This window comes from Burkholderia sp. MSMB2157WGS (assembly GCF_001532755.1).
GTDB lineage: Bacteria > Pseudomonadota > Gammaproteobacteria > Burkholderiales > Burkholderiaceae > Burkholderia.
In genome coordinates, this window is the sequence record NZ_LPJG01000016.1 from 40,641 (window position 1) to 57,589 (window position 16,949).

Sequence of the window (16,949 nt, forward strand, 5' to 3'; positions counted from 1 at the left end):
CGTGCGCTCAGCCGAGGTTCGAGCGCAGCCGCGCGAGCGCTTGCTCATGCGTGCGCTCGAACTTCAGCGGCGTGACCGCGATATATCCTTCGCCGAGTGCGACCGTTTCCGAATTCGCGTCGTCGTCGCGCGGTGCGCGCGCGAGCTTCAGCCAGTGATATTCGATGTCGCGCGGATCGCGTCCCGACACGATCTCGACGCCCTGCAGCGTGCCGGCGCCCTGGCTCGTCACCTTCAGGCCGCGCACGTCCTCGGCCGGTCGCGCCGGGAAATTCACGTTGACGCACGCGTCGCTGTCCCAGCCGGCGGCGGCGAGCCGGCGGATGACGTCCGGCGCATGCGCGAGCGCCGTGTTCCACGGCACGGCGTGGCGATCGGCGAACGCCTGGCTCAGCGCGATGGCCGGCACGCCGACCAGCATGCTCGTCATCGCCGCGCCGACCGTGCCGGAAAACACCGTTTCGGTGCCGAGGTTCGCGCCGCGATTCACGCCGGACAGCACGACGTCGGGCCGCGCCCCCTTCATCAGGTGGCTGACCGCGATCGCGACGCAATCGCCGGGCGTGCCGCGCACCGCGAAGCGGCGCTCGCCCTTGCGATGCACGCGCAGCGGTTCGTGCAGGCTCAGCGAGTGCGACGTGCCGCTCTGGTCTTCGGCCGGCGCGACGATCCACACTTCGCGCGCGAGTTGCGTGGCGACTTGTTCGAGTATTTCAAGGCCGGGGGCGTCGAATCCGTCGTCGTTGGTGAGCAGGACACGGTCGAACAGCGGGCGGGTTTCTGGCATCGGGACGATCCTCGCGAAGGACGATGAGAGGGGAGTGCGGCGTGGCGCAAGCCACAAGGCTAGCACTCCGGCGCGAGGATCGTCGTGTCACCACCGGGTGGCGGTCGGCGCGGACGTGAAACGGGCGCATCGCGCGCCCGTTCGTCGTGTCGTGGAATGGATTGCCGGCGTGGCCGGCGGGAAGCGCTCAACCGAGCAGATGGCGCAGCAGGCCGGCCGACACGACGCCGACGATGACGGTCGGCAGGATCGACAGGCGCGTCGCCGCGACGAGCGTGATCGCGAGCGCGAGCAGGTCGGCCGGGCGCGTCGACACGAACGCCGGCGCGATCACCGAGATCAGCACGCAGCCCGGCACGTTCTCCATGACCGACGCCATCCGCGGGCTCAGCGTGCGGTTGCGCAGCAGCACGTAGCCGAGGATGCGCGACAGGTAGGTGGTCGACGCCATCAGCACGATCGTCGCGACCGTGCCGAAATCCGGAAGCTCAGGCATCGCGCGGCTCCCACAGCAGCGCGGCGATCAGCCCCGCGCATGCGCCGGCCGCGACGTACCACGCGCCGGGCAGCGCGAGATGGGTGGCCGCGGCGACGACGAGGCTCACGAACCACGGGCGGCTCGCGCGCACGCCTTTCCACATGCCGCGCAGCAGCACCAGAAACACGGCCGTGAACGCCATGTCGAAGCCGTATTGTTCGACGTTGCCGATCGTCGGGCCGACCGCCGCGCCGAGCGTGGTCATCGAGATCCACGTCAGGTAGAGCCCCGAGCACACGCCCGCGTAGTAGGGGACGCTGATGTGCGCGGCCGAGCGCGAGCGCGCGTCGGCGAGCGACATCGCCCAGCTCTCGTCGCACATGAAGAACAGCGCGAGGAAGGCGCGGCGGCGCGGCAGGCGCCTGATATACGGCGCGAACGCGGCGCCCATCAGGATGTGGCGCGAATTCACGAGGAACGACATCGCGACGATCAGCGCGATGTGCGGCGGCGACGTCCACAGATGGATCGCCGCGAACTCGGAGCCGCCGCCGAAGTTCAGGCCCGTCATCATCGGCACCTCGAACAGGCTCAGCCCTTTTTGCGCCGCCTGTGCGCCCAGCACGAGCGCGAACGGTACGAAACCCAGCATGACGGGCAGCGCCGCGCGCAATCCGCGACCCATCTCGGCAAGATACGCGGGCTTGTCGCGAAGCCCGGACGACGTTGAAACGCTACTGCTCATCACTCCTCCTTCGGGGGAGGGATTGTCTGCTTTTTTGACTCGAATCGGATTGCGTTGTCGCCAGATATTTCGCAGAATTTGGCATCGAACGCTGGATGTGTGAATTTTTTGGAATCGGATGCCAAATGAAACTGGATGCCATCGACCGCCGGATCCTGAGCGCGCTGCAGCGCGACGGCCGCATGCAGAACGTGGAGCTGGCGCACGAGGTCGGGTTGTCGCCGTCGCCGTGCCTGCGGCGCGTGCGGCTTCTCGAGGAAGCCGGCGTGATCGAGAAATACGTGGCCGTGCTGAACCCGGCGAAGGTCGGCAAGGGGCTGACGATCTTCACACGCGTGTGGCTGAAGGGGCAGGACGCGGAATCGGTGAACCGTTTTGCCGAGGCGGTCCAGCAGATGCCGGAGGTCGTCGAATGCCACCTGATGGCCGGCGACTGCGATTTCCTGCTGCGCGTCGTCGCGGCCGACATCGACGATTACCGACGCTTCCAGATGGAATACCTGACGCGCATTCCCGGCGTGCTCAGCGTGAAGACCGACATTCCGATGCAAAAGGTCAAACTCACGTCGGCGCTACCGACCTGAAGCGGGGCGGCCGCGCGGCGGCGCGTCGACGAGCCGTCATCGCGCGGTGACGATCGCCGGATAAACTGATGGCGTGCGTCGCGTCGCACGGATGGCCCGTGTGCCGCTCATCGTTCGATGTGCAAGCAACTAACGGTCAATGCCGACGCGATCGGCCAGACGGCGCGGCGCGCCGGTCATGCGTCGGAGCGAATGCGTTTCTTCCTGTCGGGCCTTACATGCAGCCATTCAATACGCCGTGGAATTCGCTGGAAATCGTCAAGCTCGTGCTCGGCGTGCTGACGCCGTTGTCGGTCGCGTGTCTCGGCTGGCTCGTCGCGCGCCGGCTGAAGCGGCTCGAACTCGTGCAGTGGACCAACCAGCGGCTGATCGAGAAGCGGCTCGCGCTGTACGACACGGTCGCACCGCAGCTCAATGCGCTGCTGTGCTTCTACACGTGGATCGGCTACTGGAAGGACATCTCGCCGGACGACGTGATCCGCGCGAAGCGCGACCTCGACCGCACGTTCCACATCTACCGCTACCTGTTCGACGACGACGTGTACGACGCGTATCACACGTTCATCCACGCGCTGTTCGAGATGCATACGGGGCCCGGCCGCGACGCGCGGATCCGCTCGCTGATCCACGCGCCCGACGGCGACCGCAGCGTGCACGGTTCGTATGAATGGAAGCCGGCGTGGTCCGAGCGTTTCTCGACCGCGAATGTCGTGCCCAGGGACGACGTGCTGCGGCATTACACGCAGTTGATGGAGCGGCTGCGCGTCGCGCTGGGGGCGACGCGCTGAAGTGCTGCTGGAGGCCGGCCGATGCGTGTCCGGGTGTCGGGGCGATTCAGGCGAAAGAGATCACGAGTTTTTTGCCGCAAGCGGCGGCGTACTTGCGCAGCGTTTCGATCGACGGGGAGTGCTGGCCGGTGGCGAGAGAACGTTCGAGCCGCGTGATGGCAGGTGCTTTCGTTCCCATGCGCGCTGCAATATCGGCTTGCGAAAGACCGGCGGCTCGCCGGGCGGCAAGCATCGCATCGAGCAGCGCGAATTCTTCCCGGTTCAACCGTTCGTACTCGGCGCGTACCTCCGGATCGGCCAATGCGCGTTCGCGCAGTGCCTTATAGGTTGCCATCTCGAACCTCCCTTAATCGGCGGTGCGCGGTATCCAGCTCTTTCTGCGGCGTTTGCCGGGCCTTCTTCACGAAGCAGTGAAGCATGACGATCTGCCGGTTGACGACCGCGCAGTAAAACACGCGGGCGATACCTTCCGCGCCCTTCAGGCGCATTTCAAACAAACCGTCGCCCATCGCCTTGGTGTGAGGCTCACCCAGATTCGGGCCGTACTGCTCCATACGGTCGGCGAGTGCGAAGAACCTGGCGATCAGTGTCTTCGGCAACGCAAAAATGCCTGCCTCGACACGCTCGTTGAAGAACCGGATTTCATAGCGCTGGTTTGAATAGTAACAAATATGTTATCCCCATGCAAGAAGCGGTGTCGTCGCGCAGGTGGCGAGGGCAGCGTGGTAGATGGACGGGATGCACCGGAATGCGGGACGTTGCGCCGGTGCTTCGTTGATCGTGTACGAGCCTGATTGTTTTTCCGTCGACCCTGATTCGACCAGTCGTCCGAATGGGTATCAGGCGTGTCCGTGCACGTCGGAAGGGGAGACGATCAGTTGCGCCCCGCCACCGCGAGCCGCGCGGCGAGACCGACGAACACCGTGCCGAGCAGATATTGCGGCACCTTCGATGGCCGGCGGCGCGCGCCGATCCGCCGGTTCAGCCGGCTCGCGGAGAGAATCACCGCGCCGTTCACGACGATCCCGATCAGGTTGAGCACGGTCGCCAGCACGAGAATCTGCACGGCGATCGAGCCGTGTTCGGGCCGCACGAACTGCGGAAACAGCGCGAGGACGAACAGCGCCATCTTCGGGTTCAGCAGGTTGGTCGTCAGCCCTTGGCGGAAGATCGCCGCGGTCGAACGGCGACGTTGCGACGCGACGGGCGACAGCGCGGTCGCATCCGAACGGAAGGTTTTCCACGCGAGATACAGCAGATATGCGGCGCCCGCGAAACGCACGACGTCATACGCGAGCGGCACCGCGACGAAGAGCTGCGACAGCCCGAGCGCCGCCGCGAGTGCATGGCAGTAGGTGCCGGCCTGAATGCCCGCGAGCGTCGCGAAGCCGGCGCGGCGGCCCTGGCTCACGCTGCGGGACGCGATCAGCAGCATGTCGGGGCCGGGCGTGGCGGTCAGCGCGAGACACGCGCCGGAGAACAGCACGAGCGTGGAGAGATCGATCACGGGAACCCCTTTCGCCGACGAGGCGTGAAAGGGAGATCAGTTTAGGAACGCCGTCGCGGGCAGTCAATCGCGATGCGAGAGACGGCCGGCGCCTCACCGGAGCCGCCCGCTACGACGATGCGGTCTCGGCGATCGTCCGCCGCAGTTCGGGCACGCACGACCCGCACTGCGTGCCGTACTTCAGTTGCGCCTGCAACCCTGCCGACCGTTCTGCCGACGTCGCATCGGCGAGACGGGCCGACAGCGTCGCCCGGATCTCGCGCTCTCGCGGCAGGAAGCGGCGGCGTGCCGGCCGCCGCGTCGCTCAGCCTTTCGCGACGACGTCGATGCGCAGCGCTTCGCCGCCGGCGGCGATCGCCAGCAGACGATCGACGTTCGGGTGCGCGCCCGGACGATTGCGCGCGTCGGCCGTATGTTCGGCGAACACCGCGAGGCCGTGTTCGGCCGCTTTCGCGTCGAGGGATCCGAACGCCTGCTTCAGATAGTGGTACACCGCGAGCGAGCCCTGCTTGCCCGGCTGGTTCTCGATGGTCGCGACCACGTCGCCGTTCGCGCCGACGAGATCGATGTGCGCGATGCCGTCGATGGCCGGCAGTTGCGCGAGGTTGTCCTTGAATACTGGGGTCGGTCGAATCACTTGAAGCACTCGGTTGGGGTTGGATCATGGGTCGGGTTGACCGACCGGTATGTTATCCGATCAGCGAGGGTCCACCTGACCTGCAGCGGGATGTCGGAGCCAGTCGGGCATACGACCATCGGCTGCCGTCGGCGGCCCGGCCGGCCGACGCTTGCAACGAAGATCGCAACACGATGATTCGTTCGAGTTCAAAACAAGTTTTAAAACAAATCAGACGTGTACTAAAAGGATAATACAAGACTGATTTTCGCAGAGTCGTTTGGCATGATCGGGATATCACTATCCCGAATGTTTCCATCGTGACGCCCGGTCCGGCGGCGAATTCGCCGCCGGGCCGCCTTGCCGGAGACGTCACGCCGACCCATGCCAGACACCACGCTTCAGTCCATTCGCCGCTACCAGAGCATTTCGGTGTTCGGGGGCGGCATCGTCGTCACGATCCTGATCCTGATCGCCTGCGGGCTCGGGATCACGTCGATCGTCTACGGCTATCTGGACGGCGAGCGGCGCAATTTCCTGAACGGCGTGGAGGAGGCCGTCGACGAGGTGCAGGTGGCCGAGACGTCGTTCCGCAACGGCGTCACGAACACGCAACTCATCTGGCGCGAGATCGGCGCGGCGCCTGCCGACGTCGTGAATACGTTTTTCGCGAACGACCAGCAGTTCGCGATCAAGCCGTATCCGTCGCTCGTGGTCGGCGTGCCGGGGCAAACCGCGCAGCGCGACGAGGTCGCGCGCTACCTCGCGCTGTCGTTCATGCTGTCGCGCATCTGCGCGGCGAGCTCGATCAATCGCGGGCGCACGCTCGAGGGCTACCACTACAGCACGCGCACGGGCATGTTCGGCCTGGTGCCGCATCTGTCGCGCGACAATCCCGCGCTCGCGTCGGCCGATGCGCGAGCGCACGTGCTCGCGGCGCTGCGCGTCGATTTCGACGGGCAGCCGGCGGCGGCGAACGACGGTCGGCCGAACGTCCGCTGGCTGCCGCCCTACGAGAATCCCGTCACCGGGCAGGTGCGCGTGCGGATCGCCGCCGAAGCGCGCGCCGGCGGCCAGCCGTTCGCGGTGCTGGTCACCGAATACGCACCGGACTACCTGCTGTCGTGGCTGCCCGGCCGCGCGTTGGCCGGTGCGTTCTTCATCGCGTCGCAGGACAACCGGCTGATCGCGGTCGATCCCGGCGTCCAGCGCACCGGCGCGCTGACCGAGCGCCTGCTGAAGCTCGACGTCGCGCAGGGTAGCCAGGCGTCCGGCGAGCCGCTCTTCCGCGACGGCGCGATCGTGTTCCGCAGCCGGCTCGCGACAACCGGCTGGACCATTGCCTACGTGCTCTCGTGGGCGGACGTCGCGGCCGGCATCGGTGTGCAGGCCGGCGCGCTGATGGCGGCGACGCTCGTCGCGATTGCGGTGATGTGGGTGCTGCTCGTGCGATTTCACCGGCGTGTGCTGGTGCCGGTCTACGCGCGTTCGGCGCGCGTGTTCGACAGCGAGGCGCTGTGCCGCAGCGTGATCGCGATGGCGCCCGTCGGCATCGCGCTGGTGTCGCTGTCCGACCGGCGCGTGATGCTCGCGAGCGACACGCTGACGCACATGCTGCGCCCGCACGGCGGCGATCACCATGAGCTGTGCGCGCAACTGCTCGACCGGTACGACACGTTCGTCGCGAACGGCGGCGCCGGCGGGACGATGATGAACGAGCTCGTGCTCGACGAGCACGGCGACGCGCCGCTGCATCTGGAGATCATCGCGCACGGCGCGCGTTACCAGGGCGAGGACGTGCTGATCGCGGCCTTCGCCGATACGACCGCGCAGCGCCGGCTCGTGCATCAGCTCGAGGAGGCCGTGCGCGCGGCCGATTCGGCGAATGCGGCCAAGTCGTCGTTTCTCGCCGCGACGAGCCATGAAATTCGCACGCCGCTGAACGTGATTCTCGGCAACCTCGAGTTGCTCGAGCGCACGGCGCTCGATGCATCGCAGCAGAGCCGTGTGCAGACGCTGCGCGCGTCGGCTCGGGGCTTGCTTGCGATCGTCAGCGACATTCTCGATTTCTCGAAGATCGAAGCCGGCGCGATGTCGGTCGAATCGATCGAGTTCGACGTGATCGCGGTGATCGAGCGCGAGCTGGCGGCATTCGCGTCGGTTGCAAAGGCGAAAGGATTGCCGTTGTTCGCCGATATCGACGCGAGCGGGAATCAGCGGATGCGCGGCGACCCGACGCGGCTCGCACAGGTGGTCGACAACCTGTTGAGCAACGCGATCAAGTTCACGAGCGAGGGCCGCATCGTCGCGCGCGTCGCAGCCGGGCGGAACGGGCGCGGCGTGCCCGAACTCTCGATCGGTATCGAGGATACGGGCATCGGCATCGAGCGCGCGCAGCAAGCCAGGCTGTTCAAGCCGTTCTCGCAGGTCGACGCATCGATCACGCGGCGCTACGGCGGCACCGGCCTCGGCCTTGCGCTTTGCGATCGGCTGGTCGCGGCGATGGGCGGGACGATTTCCGTCGACAGCGCGCCGGGTGTCGGCAGCCTGTTTACCGTGCGCTTGCCGCTGCGCATGGGCATCGCGCCCCCCTGCGGGGCCGGCTTCGGCGCGGGCCGGACGCTGATCGTCGTGTCACCGGAGGATGCGTGGCGCGCATTCGCCTTTCCGCATCTGCGTGCGTGGGGTTTCGACGTCGCGATGCATCCGAGTCCGATCGGAATTGCCGCCGGGTGCCTCGCGCGTGCTCACGCGATCGTGCTCTTCGGCGATTCCGACCGATGGCGGCGGGAGGAGCTCGACAGCCTGGGCGGCGGCACGCCGGTCGTGCTGGCGACCCCGGACGGCCCGCTGCAGCCGGCCGTCGCGGGCCGTACGATCCGCGTGTCGAGCTATTCGCTGAACGGGCTGCGTACGGCGATCGCACAGGCGCGTACCGCCATCGCCGAGTCGACGCGCGAGCCGCACCGCGCCACCGATGCGCGCGCGCCGGCGGCGCCCGGCACCGGCATACGAGCGCCGCGGGTGCTGATCGCCGACGATGCATCCGTCAACGGGTCGCTTTTCCGCGAGCAACTGGACGTGCTCGGCTGCGTGGTCCGGTGCGTGGTGTCCGGTGGCACCGCGATCGATGCGCTCGCGGACGGTTCGTGGGACGTGCTGCTGCTCGGCGCCGACCTGCCCGACATGCCGGCCCGCGAACTGGCGGAAGCCGTCCGTGCGCGCGGGCTCGCGTGCGACATGATCGTCGTGGCATCGCACCTCGCGCCCGACGATGCGCGGCGTTACGCGGCATCGAACGTCGAATGCGTGTTGACCAAGCCGGTGACGCTGGCCGATCTGCGTCGCGGTCTCGCACGCATCGCACGACGGCGCGGGATCGACTTTCCTGCCGGCGCGGCGGACGAGCGGCAGGCATCGGGTGCGATGGCCGCAGCAGCGGCGCATTGGCCGGGAAGATAAGAGAACGGGACGTCACGGCGGCGCAGACCGCCGGCGTCGAACGGGGAAGGCAGACACGCCGCATCGCACCGGTGCCGCGTGATTTCGACTGAAGAAGGAAGGGTAAGGCCGTGCGCTATATGGGAAAGGTGTTCGGACTGCTGCTTGGATTCGCGACGCTGCCGGAGAAATCCCGACGGGATTTCCTCACGAGGCTGAACGAATTCATGATGATGTCGCCGTCGCAGAGACGGCGGGCCATCACCGAATGGCAGCACGTCGCGGACGACGGGTCGGGCGAACCGGACAAATCCGTGGTCAAACGTTAGGCAGCGACCCGGGCCGCGTTGCAGGACGGGATGGATCGGTGGCGTTTGGGGACGCCGCCGATCGGGTGGGCATGCGCGTCGGATCGAGGTAGTGCCCGTCGTCGCAATGCCATGCCAGATCGGGATGGAGAGCCGGCGCGCCCGCGGTTGTATCGACCCTGGGCGCGGATGGGGTGGGGCAGGTGGTCACACCCGATTGCATCGAGGCGATGCGGACTCCGGCTATTATCTTAAAATTACGCTGCGCACCGCCCGGTTCGCCGAACCTCGCGATGCGACCGTGTTGCGACATCGATTCGAATTCCGGCGCGTCGCACAACATGGCACGTCGGACCGCGTGTATCGGGAGAAGAATAAAGATGGATGAATTTTTTGTGCGAGTGATGGTGGCGGACGATCATCCTTCGTCCGCACTCGGGATGTCGCAGGCGCTCGCGGGCAGCAGCACGATCAAGCTGCTTGGCACGGTCTCGAATTCGACCGACCTGGTGGCGATGCTCGACGAACAGCAGGCCGACGTGCTCGTCGTCGACTACGTGATGCCGGGCGGCAAGTACGGCGACGGTCTCGCGTTGTTGTCGTTTCTGCAGCGCCGCTATCCGGCGCTTCATCTGGTGACGATCACGATGATCGACAATCCGAGCGTGCTGCATGCGATTCAGCGGCAGGGTGTCGGATGCATCCTCAGCAAATCCGACGCGATTTCGCATCTGGTCGGGGCGGTTCACGCCGCTTATGTCGGTGCGAATTATCTGTCGCCGTTCTTCAAGCAATTGCTCGAGGGCACCGAGACGTCGGTGGGCACGCGCGCGTTGACGGCCCGGGAAATCGAGGTCGTGCGGCTGTACGGCGCCGGCCTGACGGTCGGCGAGATCGCCGTTCAGCTTCACCGGAGCAAGCAGACGATCAGTTCGCAGAAGTCCAGCGCGATGAAGAAGCTCGGTATCGTCCGCGATGCGGACCTGATCCGCTATGCCAGTGAGGGCAAGATCGTGGATGCGTAGAACGGCGACGGGCCGCCGCAGGCCGGGTAGCGCACGTGTCGCGGCGAGCGGCCATCGATCGCGCATCGCCCCGTGCGGGGCAGACGAGATTCCGACAACATGCCTGAAAAACTGAAAAGACTCGTCGCTCATGCCACCGCGCCGAGTCGCAAGCCGTTCGACCCTGAACGGGTTCGGCGCCAGCAGCAGTCGTTGCTGTACGGCAGCGGCGCGGCGATCACCGTGTTCATCCTGGTGTGCGCGGCGCTCGTCGTGCGGCTCGAAGTGCTGGACTATTTCACGCAGATGCGCGGGACGTTTCTGAAACGCGAGGCCGAACTGCATGCCGAGTTGCGTTCGACGAAACTGCTGCTCGGTCAATACGTGAATCAATCCCAGGCCCTGTGGCGCGCCGACACGCAGGCATCGCCGGACGTGATGCGGGAATTCGTCGCCGGGGGAGGCAAGATCGTCCGCTACCGGTTCGGTCAGCCGGCGGCCGTCGGGCTGGCCAATCTGTCGCCGGAAAACCCGGCGCGCCTGTATTCGCCGTACCTTGCCCTGATCGTGCAGCAATTCGATGCGATTGCGTCGCAGGTTCCCGTCGATGTCGGCCTGTCCGGTTACCTGGTCAGCCTGTACGGCGACCTGCTCGGCGTGTTCGACCCGATTCTCGTCGAACGGGCGCTCGCATTGCCGGCAGGCCATTCGCTGGAACTTCTGATCGGCGAACTGCTGCCTTCGCGCGCGCGTATCGTGCCGGCGACGCCGGGCATGACGGCCCAGGACGGCATCGTGCTCGAGAGCCGGGTCGATCCGCTGTTGGGGCGCCGGGTGCTGCGCTTCGTCCGGCTGCTGTACGACGCCGACGGGAAGCCGGTTGCATGGGTCATCATCAACGGCCGGGCGCGGATCGACGACATGCTGGCGACGCGGGCCGTCGACGAGGGATATGCGCTGGTCGGGGGCGGCGGCAACGTGCTGGCCGGTACGCAGCCCGATCCCGCGCTGATCCGGCAGGCGCTCGACCACGCGAGCGAGCCGTTCGGCGATCATGTGACGGCGCATCGCGTCGGTGCCCGCTTCGTGGTCAGCGATCGCATGCCGGAATCCGATCTGGTGCTGATGGGCACATTCTCGTGGCGCAGCATCGTCGCGGCGATCGCCGTGCCGGCGGCCACCACGGTCGGCGCCGCGCTGGTTGCCATCGTGCTGATGTGGTGCGCGATCGTGCTGTTCGACCATCGTGCGTTGCGTCCCGCGAACCGTCGTGCCATCCGGCTGATCGAGAGCGAGGCGCTGAACCGCACGCTGATTCGCACGGCGCCGGCCGGCATCGTGCTGCTGTCGCTCGCCAACGGCGACACGATGGCGCGCAACGACGCCGCCCAGGCATACGGCGACACCCGCGTCGCGCCGTCGCTCGGCAAGCGTATCTGGCAGGCTTATCGAGACGGTATCGCGGCCGGCCGGGCGCCGCGCGTTCTGACGCACGAGCTGTCGGTCGAGCTTGCCGGCGGCACGACCTACCTCGCCGCACATATCGTCCGTACCCGCTATCGCGGCGTCGACGTGCTGCTCTGCACGCTCACCGACATCACCGCGGGCAAGCAGGTCGAGCACAAGCTGCGCGAGGCGCGCGAGGCGGCGGACGATGCGAACAAGGCGAAGTCGACTTTTCTCGCGACGATGAGCCACGAGATCCGCACGCCGCTGAACGCGATCGTCGGCAATCTCGAGCTGATGGAACGCGCGCAACTGCCGGCCGATCAACGGCGACGCCTGCAGACGGTCATGTCGTCGTCGGATGCATTGCTGCGCATGATCAACGACGTGCTCGACCTGTCGAAGGCCGAGTCCAACCAGATGGCGCTCGAAGCCATAGCGTTCGACCTGCGCGTCGTGCTGCGCGATGTCGCGGCGATCTTCCGCCCGCTCGCGGACGCGAAGCGCCTGACGCTCGAATGCCGGATCGCGCCCGAACTGGCCGACGGCTATGTAGGCGACCCGACGCGCGTGCGCCAGCTCGTGTCGAATCTCGTCAGCAACGCAATCAAGTTCACCGAGCATGGCGGCGTGACGATCGAAGCCGGCCCCGGCGCTCGCGCGGGCGATACGCGCTGCATCGAGATCGCCGTGCGCGATACGGGAATCGGCATTCCGGCGGAAAGCCTGCCGACGTTGTTCGACGTGTATATCCAGACCGACCCGTCGATCTATCGCCGCTTCGGCGGCACGGGGTTGGGATTGCCGCTGTGCCGGCGCATCGCGCGCTTGATGCGGGGCGAGCTGGCAGTCGAAAGCCGTCCCGGCGAAGGCACGACATTCACGGCGACGCTGCCGTTGGCGGACGCATTGCCGGGCTGGCGTGCGGCGTTCGATGAGCAGGGCAACACGGCAGCGGCCGGCGTCGAGCGGCCTCGCGACGATGCGGCAGCGCCGCTGCGCGTGCTGGTGGCGGAAGATCATCCGGCGAGTCGCGCACTGTTGCGGGATCAGCTCGACGCGCTGCACTGGAACGCGACGCTCGTCACGAACGGTATCGAGGCGATGCGCGCGTTCTTCACGCAGCCGTTCGACGTCGTGCTGACCGATCTCGGCATGCCGGAACTCGACGGTTTCGCGCTTGCCAACTTCCTGCGCGAGCAGGGCGCGAAGGTGCCGGTGATCGCGATGACCGCACACGCGACCGAAGAGGACCGGCGGCGGTGCGCGCAGGTTGGCGTCGCGGAGGTCGTGCTCAAGCCGTTGTCGATCTCGGCGCTCGACGCGGTGCTGCGCCGGCACACGGCGCTCGATCGTGCAGATGCAGGGGTAAGTGGAGGTGCTGACGCCGACGCTGGCACGGCGGGCGGTGCGCCAGGGGACGCGGACGCGCCACGCGACGCGCGGCCTGTGATATCGGACGAGATTCGCGAGACATTGCGCAACGCAACGCTGCATTCGCTGGCGGTGATTGGCGACGCGCTGTCGAGCGGCGATATCGATCGGGTGAAAGTCGAGCTGCATTCGATGCGTGGCGGTTTTGCGCTCGCAGGCGATGTCGACGCGAGCGATGCGTGCGCGCAGGCTGAACGGGTCGTGGCCGAGGGCGGCATCGATGCGATGAAGGCCGCTTGGCCCGCGCTCGAGGCGGCGATCGGCGATGCGTTGGGGAGACTATCGGGAGCAACTTGAATCGCGAGATCGTCGTCCGATCGTCCCGCGCCCGGTATCGCATGCATCGAGCCGGATTAGACAAACGCTCCGGTTACCGCCACCGTCGATTCAGCGCCACCAGCATCGGTTTTTCGATCCACAGATGACATGCGTAACCCGATATGCTGACCGCGATCAGGATCGCGGTGCTCGCTGCGATACCGCCCGGCGTATCGATCGCCGTGCGCAACCCGACGAGCTTCGCGGCGAAGCCGATCACATACGGATGGATCAGGTAGATCGAATAGCTGGCGGCCCCGAGCGCCGCCAGAGCGCGGCTTTTGATCGTCCAGCCGTGCAGATCGAGCGCGATCAGCGCGACGAGCACCACGCAGGCGGAACCGCCCCACCATGCGGTGCGCGCGAAACCTGACGGCGTGCCGTACCAGGCGGGGAGCAGCGCCATCGTCGCGACGCCGACGACGGCGAGCGCTGTCCAGACGCGCGGCCCGACACGGCTGCCGATTCCGGCATCCAGCAACCAGTAGGCGAGCACGCCAAGGCCGAACTCGAGCGCGAACGGCTGCCCGAGATGATCGACAACGGCGCTCGACGTACCCTTTACGGCGACATACGCGCAAAACAGCGCAAGCAGCGCCGCGGCGAGTGCGGTCGCGTAGCGCGCGCACACCAGTACGAGCGCGCCCGCCACGACAACATAGAACAGCATTTCATATTCGAGCGTCCAGCCGTTCAGGTTCAGCGGACCCCAGTGGCCGTCGTCCTTCACGTACGGAATGAACAGCAGCGACTTGACGAGATAGGCGGCCCCGGCCGTCGTCGAGTTCAGCCACTGCGGCCGCCAGGCCGCGATCGCGAACACGCCGAGCGTCGTCAACCAATAAAGCGGCACGATGCGGATCAGCCGCTTGCGAAAGAATGCGCGGCCTTCGCGCGGCGCGACGCAGGACATGATGAAGCCGCTGATCACGAAGAAGAGATCCACACCGGCCTGTCCGGCCGGCAGGATGCCCATGTGATAGCCGACGACCGCGAGCGCCGCGAACGCTCGCGCGCACTGGATGTTCGGAAAGAAGGAATTGGGCTGAGCGAGCGTGTTCATTTGCGTGTCCAAAGCGGGCGCCGGCGCTCGACGACGGCGGGGCGGGCGGGACTCGGCCGATAGGCGGGTCCCGCTGCACGGGTATAGGGGATGTGCGACGTGCGCTTGCGGTTCACCGTGCGACGTGCTTCCCGGCCCCGCCCCGCGCGCCCCGCGAACTGCATCGCACAGAACAGCGCCACGCTCGACAGATGGCGCGTGTAGCTGCCGAGATCGGGCTCGAACAGCATCGACACGGCGACGTGCCCGATCGCGAGGCAAGCGAGCAGTTCATACGAGCGGCTCACGCCGCGCGTGCGGCACCATACCGACGCGAGCGCGATCCAGACGAACACCTGCATCGCGATCTCCTTCGGCCCCGGCATGAACAGCGCCGGCAGGTTCAGCCGGAACATCCCGTACAGATAGTTCGCGCAGAAGGCCGCGAACGAGACCGGCTCCATCGGATTGCGGAAGCTGGTGCGCGCGCCGAACGGCGAACCGTACGCGAGGTAGTCGGCCGCCATGTCGCGCGGGTGCTGCAGCAGGTAGTACGCATCGTTCGGCAGCACGAACAGTGCGGCAGGGACCGCGAGCGCCAGCCAGACCTTGCCGCGCCATGACACATGCCTGAACACCAGCGCGACGAGCGCGATCGCGACGATCAGCGCGAAATAGCTGCGCACGAGCGCCGCATAGCCGGCGTAGAGCATCACGGCGGCGGCGAGCGTCACGGCGAACTGCCGCCGCTGCGCGATGCCGGCCAGTGCGATCGCCATCAGGACGACGATCGTGTCCTTGCTCGCGACGAACAGGTTGAAGAATACGCAGGGCGCGAGCAGCACGAGACAGGCGAGCATCGACCCGACGCGCGTGCCGTGGCCGATCACGCGCCAGATGCACAACGCGCCGATCGTCGCGACGAACAGGTGCGTGCCGGTTTCGCCGAGCATCGCGTACCACCGCGCGACCGCGTCGAACGACGTGCCGTCGTAAGTGCCCGAGCCACCGATCTGGCTCTGGATCTTTTCCGCGTCGCGAAAGACGAATTCCGGCAGGAAGGCGCCCGCCTTTGCATAAATGCCCCAGTAGACGAGCACGGTCGCGGCGGCGATTGCGCGTATCAGCCCGCGGCTGAGCGGCGGACCTGCGAGGAGAAGACTACGCAGCATCGGACAACCCCTCCGCGGGCGGTACGGCGGCGAACGTTCTCGCGCCGCGCACGACGATCAGCGCGAGTGCCGCAACGATGCCGGCACTGGCTGCCAGATGGGCAAGCGCCGCGCCTGTCGTGCCCGAATACCGGATCAGGAGCCATGCGAGCGGCGCCCACGCGGCGGCGACGGCGGCCATCGACAGCGTGACGACCGACCCCACGCGTAGCGCGATGGCGGCCGTCCACAACACGTCGCCGGCCGAGCGCAGCGCGAACGATGCCAGCAGCACGGCCAATACGGCGACCTCGCGCGCGCCGGCCCGCTCGTGCGCGAACTGGAACAACTGGCCGTGCACGACGAGAATCGCGATGGCAGTCATCGCCGTGACGCCGACGGCCGCCGCTATCGCGCGACGCAATTGCGGGCCGAACGCAGAAGGGTCGACGGCGAGCGTTTTCACGAAACCGGGTCCGGCCGTGACGGCGACCGTCGCGAATGCGATCGTCTGCACGGCGCTCGCGATCGACCATGCGAACACGTAGCGGCCGAGCGCGTCGGCGCTTGCAAGGCCGCCGGCGACGAAGCGTTCCGCGTATTGCAGCGATGCCATGAGCACGCCGGCCAGATAGAACGGCAGGCCGTGCCGCCACACCGCGAACAGCTCGCGTCGCGCCGGCGCGCGATGGGCCCGCGCCGCATGCGGCGCACGTCGCGCGAGCGCAGCGACACCACACCAGCACACGGCGACGACCAGCACGTTGCTGGCGAACCACAGGGCGAAGACCGCGTCGATCGAATGCAGGATGCCGGCGAGCAGCCCGCCGCAGGCGAGGGCGGCCCATGCGCCGGTGCGGCCGAACAGCAGCAGCGAGCCCGCACGGAAGCGGTGCAGCGAGAACAGCCACGCGTTGGCTTCGAATGCGGCGTGTTCGGACAGCGCGACGAGCAGCATGCCCCACAGCAGAGACGTCGGGACGCCGAGCGCGCGCGCGGCGCTGCCGCCCGCCACGCCGAGCGCCAGCATCGCCAATAGATAAAGGCCGGCGAACACGCCGCACAGCCTGCGCGCCGTACCGATCGCGGGAAGCGGATCGCGTGCGCTCAACTGCCGGTTGAGTTCGGCGCTGAAACCGAGCCCGAGCACCTTCGACGCGATCACGGACGCGGCGACCGCGAGCCCGTAGGCGGCCACCGCGTCGAAGCCGAGCGTGCGCGCGACGACGATCGCGAGTCCGAATTTCAGGCCGAGCGAGGAGAAACGGAGCAGAAGTCGAATGAGCATGTGAAATCCGCG

The 16,949-nt window shown here is 67.1% G+C and carries 16 protein-coding genes and 1 pseudogene; 6 read left to right on the forward strand and 11 right to left on the reverse strand.

All coding sequences use genetic code 11. The features are described from left to right. Nucleotides 1-7 precede the first annotated feature (7 nt). The 3 genes from surE to WT53_RS10885 form a co-directional block, all read right to left on the reverse strand. Nucleotides 8-787, reverse strand: coding sequence for a 5'/3'-nucleotidase SurE (gene surE / locus WT53_RS10875; protein ID WP_060259724.1), 780 nt, complete (start codon nt 785-787; stop codon nt 8-10). Nucleotides 788-974: 187 nt separating this feature from the next. Then, complete coding sequence (locus tag WT53_RS10880; protein ID WP_060259727.1) at nt 975-1,283, reverse strand: AzlD family protein; 309 nt, start codon at nt 1,281-1,283, stop codon at nt 975-977. Next, entirely contained in the window at nt 1,276-2,010 is a 735-nt protein-coding gene (locus WT53_RS10885) for an AzlC family ABC transporter permease (protein WP_060259730.1), read from the reverse strand. Before WT53_RS10885 ends, WT53_RS10880 begins: the two co-directional genes overlap by 8 nt. A 125-nt stretch (nt 2,011-2,135) precedes the next feature. On the opposite strand from WT53_RS10885, the gene WT53_RS10890 reads away from it, so the two are divergent. After that, nucleotides 2,136-2,594 (forward strand): Lrp/AsnC family transcriptional regulator, encoded by a 459-nt coding sequence (locus tag WT53_RS10890; protein WP_006486309.1) that lies wholly within the window; start codon nt 2,136-2,138, stop codon nt 2,592-2,594. Nucleotides 2,595-2,812: 218 nt separating this feature from the next. Next, nucleotides 2,813-3,382 carry a hypothetical protein gene (locus tag WT53_RS10895; protein WP_034205640.1) on the forward strand — a complete coding sequence of 190 codons (570 nt, stop codon included), beginning with the start codon at nt 2,813-2,815 and terminating at the stop codon, nt 3,380-3,382. Nucleotides 3,383-3,428: 46 nt separating this feature from the next. On the opposite strand, the gene WT53_RS10900 is transcribed toward WT53_RS10895, so the two are convergent. The 5 genes and pseudogenes from WT53_RS10900 to WT53_RS10915 form a co-directional block, all read right to left on the reverse strand. Then, a complete protein-coding gene (locus tag WT53_RS10900) occupies nt 3,429-3,716 on the reverse strand; it encodes a helix-turn-helix domain-containing protein (RefSeq protein WP_034205639.1) in 288 nt (95 codons plus the stop codon). Beyond that, complete coding sequence (locus WT53_RS10905; protein WP_306453927.1) at nt 3,703-3,981, reverse strand: type II toxin-antitoxin system RelE/ParE family toxin; 279 nt, start codon at nt 3,979-3,981, stop codon at nt 3,703-3,705. Before WT53_RS10905 ends, WT53_RS10900 begins: the two co-directional genes overlap by 14 nt. 275 nt (nt 3,982-4,256) lie before the next feature. After that, complete coding sequence (locus WT53_RS10910) at nt 4,257-4,889, reverse strand: LysE family translocator (RefSeq protein WP_060259734.1); 633 nt, start codon at nt 4,887-4,889, stop codon at nt 4,257-4,259. Between the two features lie 109 nt (nt 4,890-4,998). Next, nucleotides 4,999-5,154: pseudogene (locus WT53_RS34300) on the reverse strand (bacterioferritin-associated ferredoxin); the annotation flags it as partial. 39 nt (nt 5,155-5,193) lie between these two features. Further along, a complete protein-coding gene (locus tag WT53_RS10915; protein ID WP_060259737.1) occupies nt 5,194-5,526 on the reverse strand; it encodes a DUF2322 family protein in 333 nt (110 codons plus the stop codon). A gap of 363 nt (nt 5,527-5,889) precedes the next feature. Here WT53_RS10915 and WT53_RS10920 point away from each other — a divergent pair, with 363 nt between their 5' ends. The 4 genes from WT53_RS10920 to WT53_RS10935 all read left to right on the forward strand — a co-directional run bounded on the left by WT53_RS10920 (nt 5,890) and on the right by WT53_RS10935 (nt 13,435). After that, nucleotides 5,890-8,967 (forward strand): ATP-binding protein, encoded by a 3,078-nt coding sequence (locus WT53_RS10920; RefSeq protein WP_060259740.1) that lies wholly within the window; start codon nt 5,890-5,892, stop codon nt 8,965-8,967. 119 nt (nt 8,968-9,086) lie between these two features. Further along, the gene (locus tag WT53_RS10925) at nt 9,087-9,275 is read left to right on the forward strand and encodes a hypothetical protein (protein WP_179949009.1); all 189 of its coding nucleotides are present in this window, start codon (nt 9,087-9,089) and stop codon (nt 9,273-9,275) included. A 359-nt stretch (nt 9,276-9,634) separates the two neighbouring features. Next, nucleotides 9,635-10,279 carry a response regulator gene (locus tag WT53_RS10930; protein WP_034205633.1) on the forward strand — a complete coding sequence of 215 codons (645 nt, stop codon included), beginning with the start codon at nt 9,635-9,637 and terminating at the stop codon, nt 10,277-10,279. 99 nt (nt 10,280-10,378) lie between these two features. Continuing rightward, nucleotides 10,379-13,435 (forward strand): hybrid sensor histidine kinase/response regulator, encoded by a 3,057-nt coding sequence (locus tag WT53_RS10935; RefSeq protein ID WP_060259743.1) that lies wholly within the window; start codon nt 10,379-10,381, stop codon nt 13,433-13,435. A 73-nt stretch (nt 13,436-13,508) separates the two neighbouring features. Here WT53_RS10935 and WT53_RS10940 read toward each other — a convergent pair whose 3' ends face one another. From WT53_RS10940 to WT53_RS10950, 3 genes are read right to left on the reverse strand one after another with little or no spacing between them, the layout of a single operon-like run. Further along, on the reverse strand, nt 13,509-14,519 hold the full coding sequence (locus tag WT53_RS10940) for an acyltransferase (RefSeq protein WP_052100154.1): 1,011 nt from the start codon (nt 14,517-14,519) through the stop codon (nt 13,509-13,511). Next, the gene (locus WT53_RS10945) at nt 14,516-15,670 is read right to left on the reverse strand and encodes a hypothetical protein (protein WP_230624837.1); all 1,155 of its coding nucleotides are present in this window, start codon (nt 15,668-15,670) and stop codon (nt 14,516-14,518) included. Before WT53_RS10945 ends, WT53_RS10940 begins: the two co-directional genes overlap by 4 nt. Further along, nucleotides 15,660-16,937, reverse strand: a complete 1,278-nt coding sequence (locus WT53_RS10950; RefSeq protein ID WP_034206268.1) for a polysaccharide biosynthesis protein — start codon at nt 16,935-16,937, stop codon at nt 15,660-15,662. Before WT53_RS10950 ends, WT53_RS10945 begins: the two co-directional genes overlap by 11 nt. Between the last annotated feature and the right edge of the window lie 12 nt (nt 16,938-16,949).

Bases quoted from the DNA above. Each gene is read 5' to 3' on its own strand.
- WT53_RS10950 (WP_034206268.1), bottom strand. From the start codon at position 16,937: ATGCTCATTCGACTTCTGCTCCGTTTCTCCTCGCTCGGCCTGAAATTC.
- WT53_RS10880 (WP_060259727.1), bottom strand. From the start codon at position 1,283: ATGCCTGAGCTTCCGGATTTCGGCACGGTCGCGACGATCGTGCTGATG.
- WT53_RS10925 (WP_179949009.1), top strand. From the start codon at position 9,087: ATGGGAAAGGTGTTCGGACTGCTGCTTGGATTCGCGACGCTGCCGGAG.
- WT53_RS10890 (WP_006486309.1), top strand. From the start codon at position 2,136: ATGAAACTGGATGCCATCGACCGCCGGATCCTGAGCGCGCTGCAGCGC.
- WT53_RS10920 (WP_060259740.1), top strand. From the start codon at position 5,890: ATGCCAGACACCACGCTTCAGTCCATTCGCCGCTACCAGAGCATTTCG.
- WT53_RS10945 (WP_230624837.1), bottom strand. From the start codon at position 15,670: ATGCTGCGTAGTCTTCTCCTCGCAGGTCCGCCGCTCAGCCGCGGGCTG.
- WT53_RS10900 (WP_034205639.1), bottom strand. From the start codon at position 3,716: ATGGCAACCTATAAGGCACTGCGCGAACGCGCATTGGCCGATCCGGAG.
- WT53_RS10930 (WP_034205633.1), top strand. From the start codon at position 9,635: ATGGATGAATTTTTTGTGCGAGTGATGGTGGCGGACGATCATCCTTCG.
- WT53_RS10895 (WP_034205640.1), top strand. From the start codon at position 2,813: ATGCAGCCATTCAATACGCCGTGGAATTCGCTGGAAATCGTCAAGCTC.
- WT53_RS10935 (WP_060259743.1), top strand. From the start codon at position 10,379: ATGCCTGAAAAACTGAAAAGACTCGTCGCTCATGCCACCGCGCCGAGT.
- WT53_RS10885 (WP_060259730.1), bottom strand. From the start codon at position 2,010: ATGAGCAGTAGCGTTTCAACGTCGTCCGGGCTTCGCGACAAGCCCGCG.
- WT53_RS10940 (WP_052100154.1), bottom strand. From the start codon at position 14,519: ATGAACACGCTCGCTCAGCCCAATTCCTTCTTTCCGAACATCCAGTGC.
- surE (WP_060259724.1), bottom strand. From the start codon at position 787: ATGCCAGAAACCCGCCCGCTGTTCGACCGTGTCCTGCTCACCAACGAC.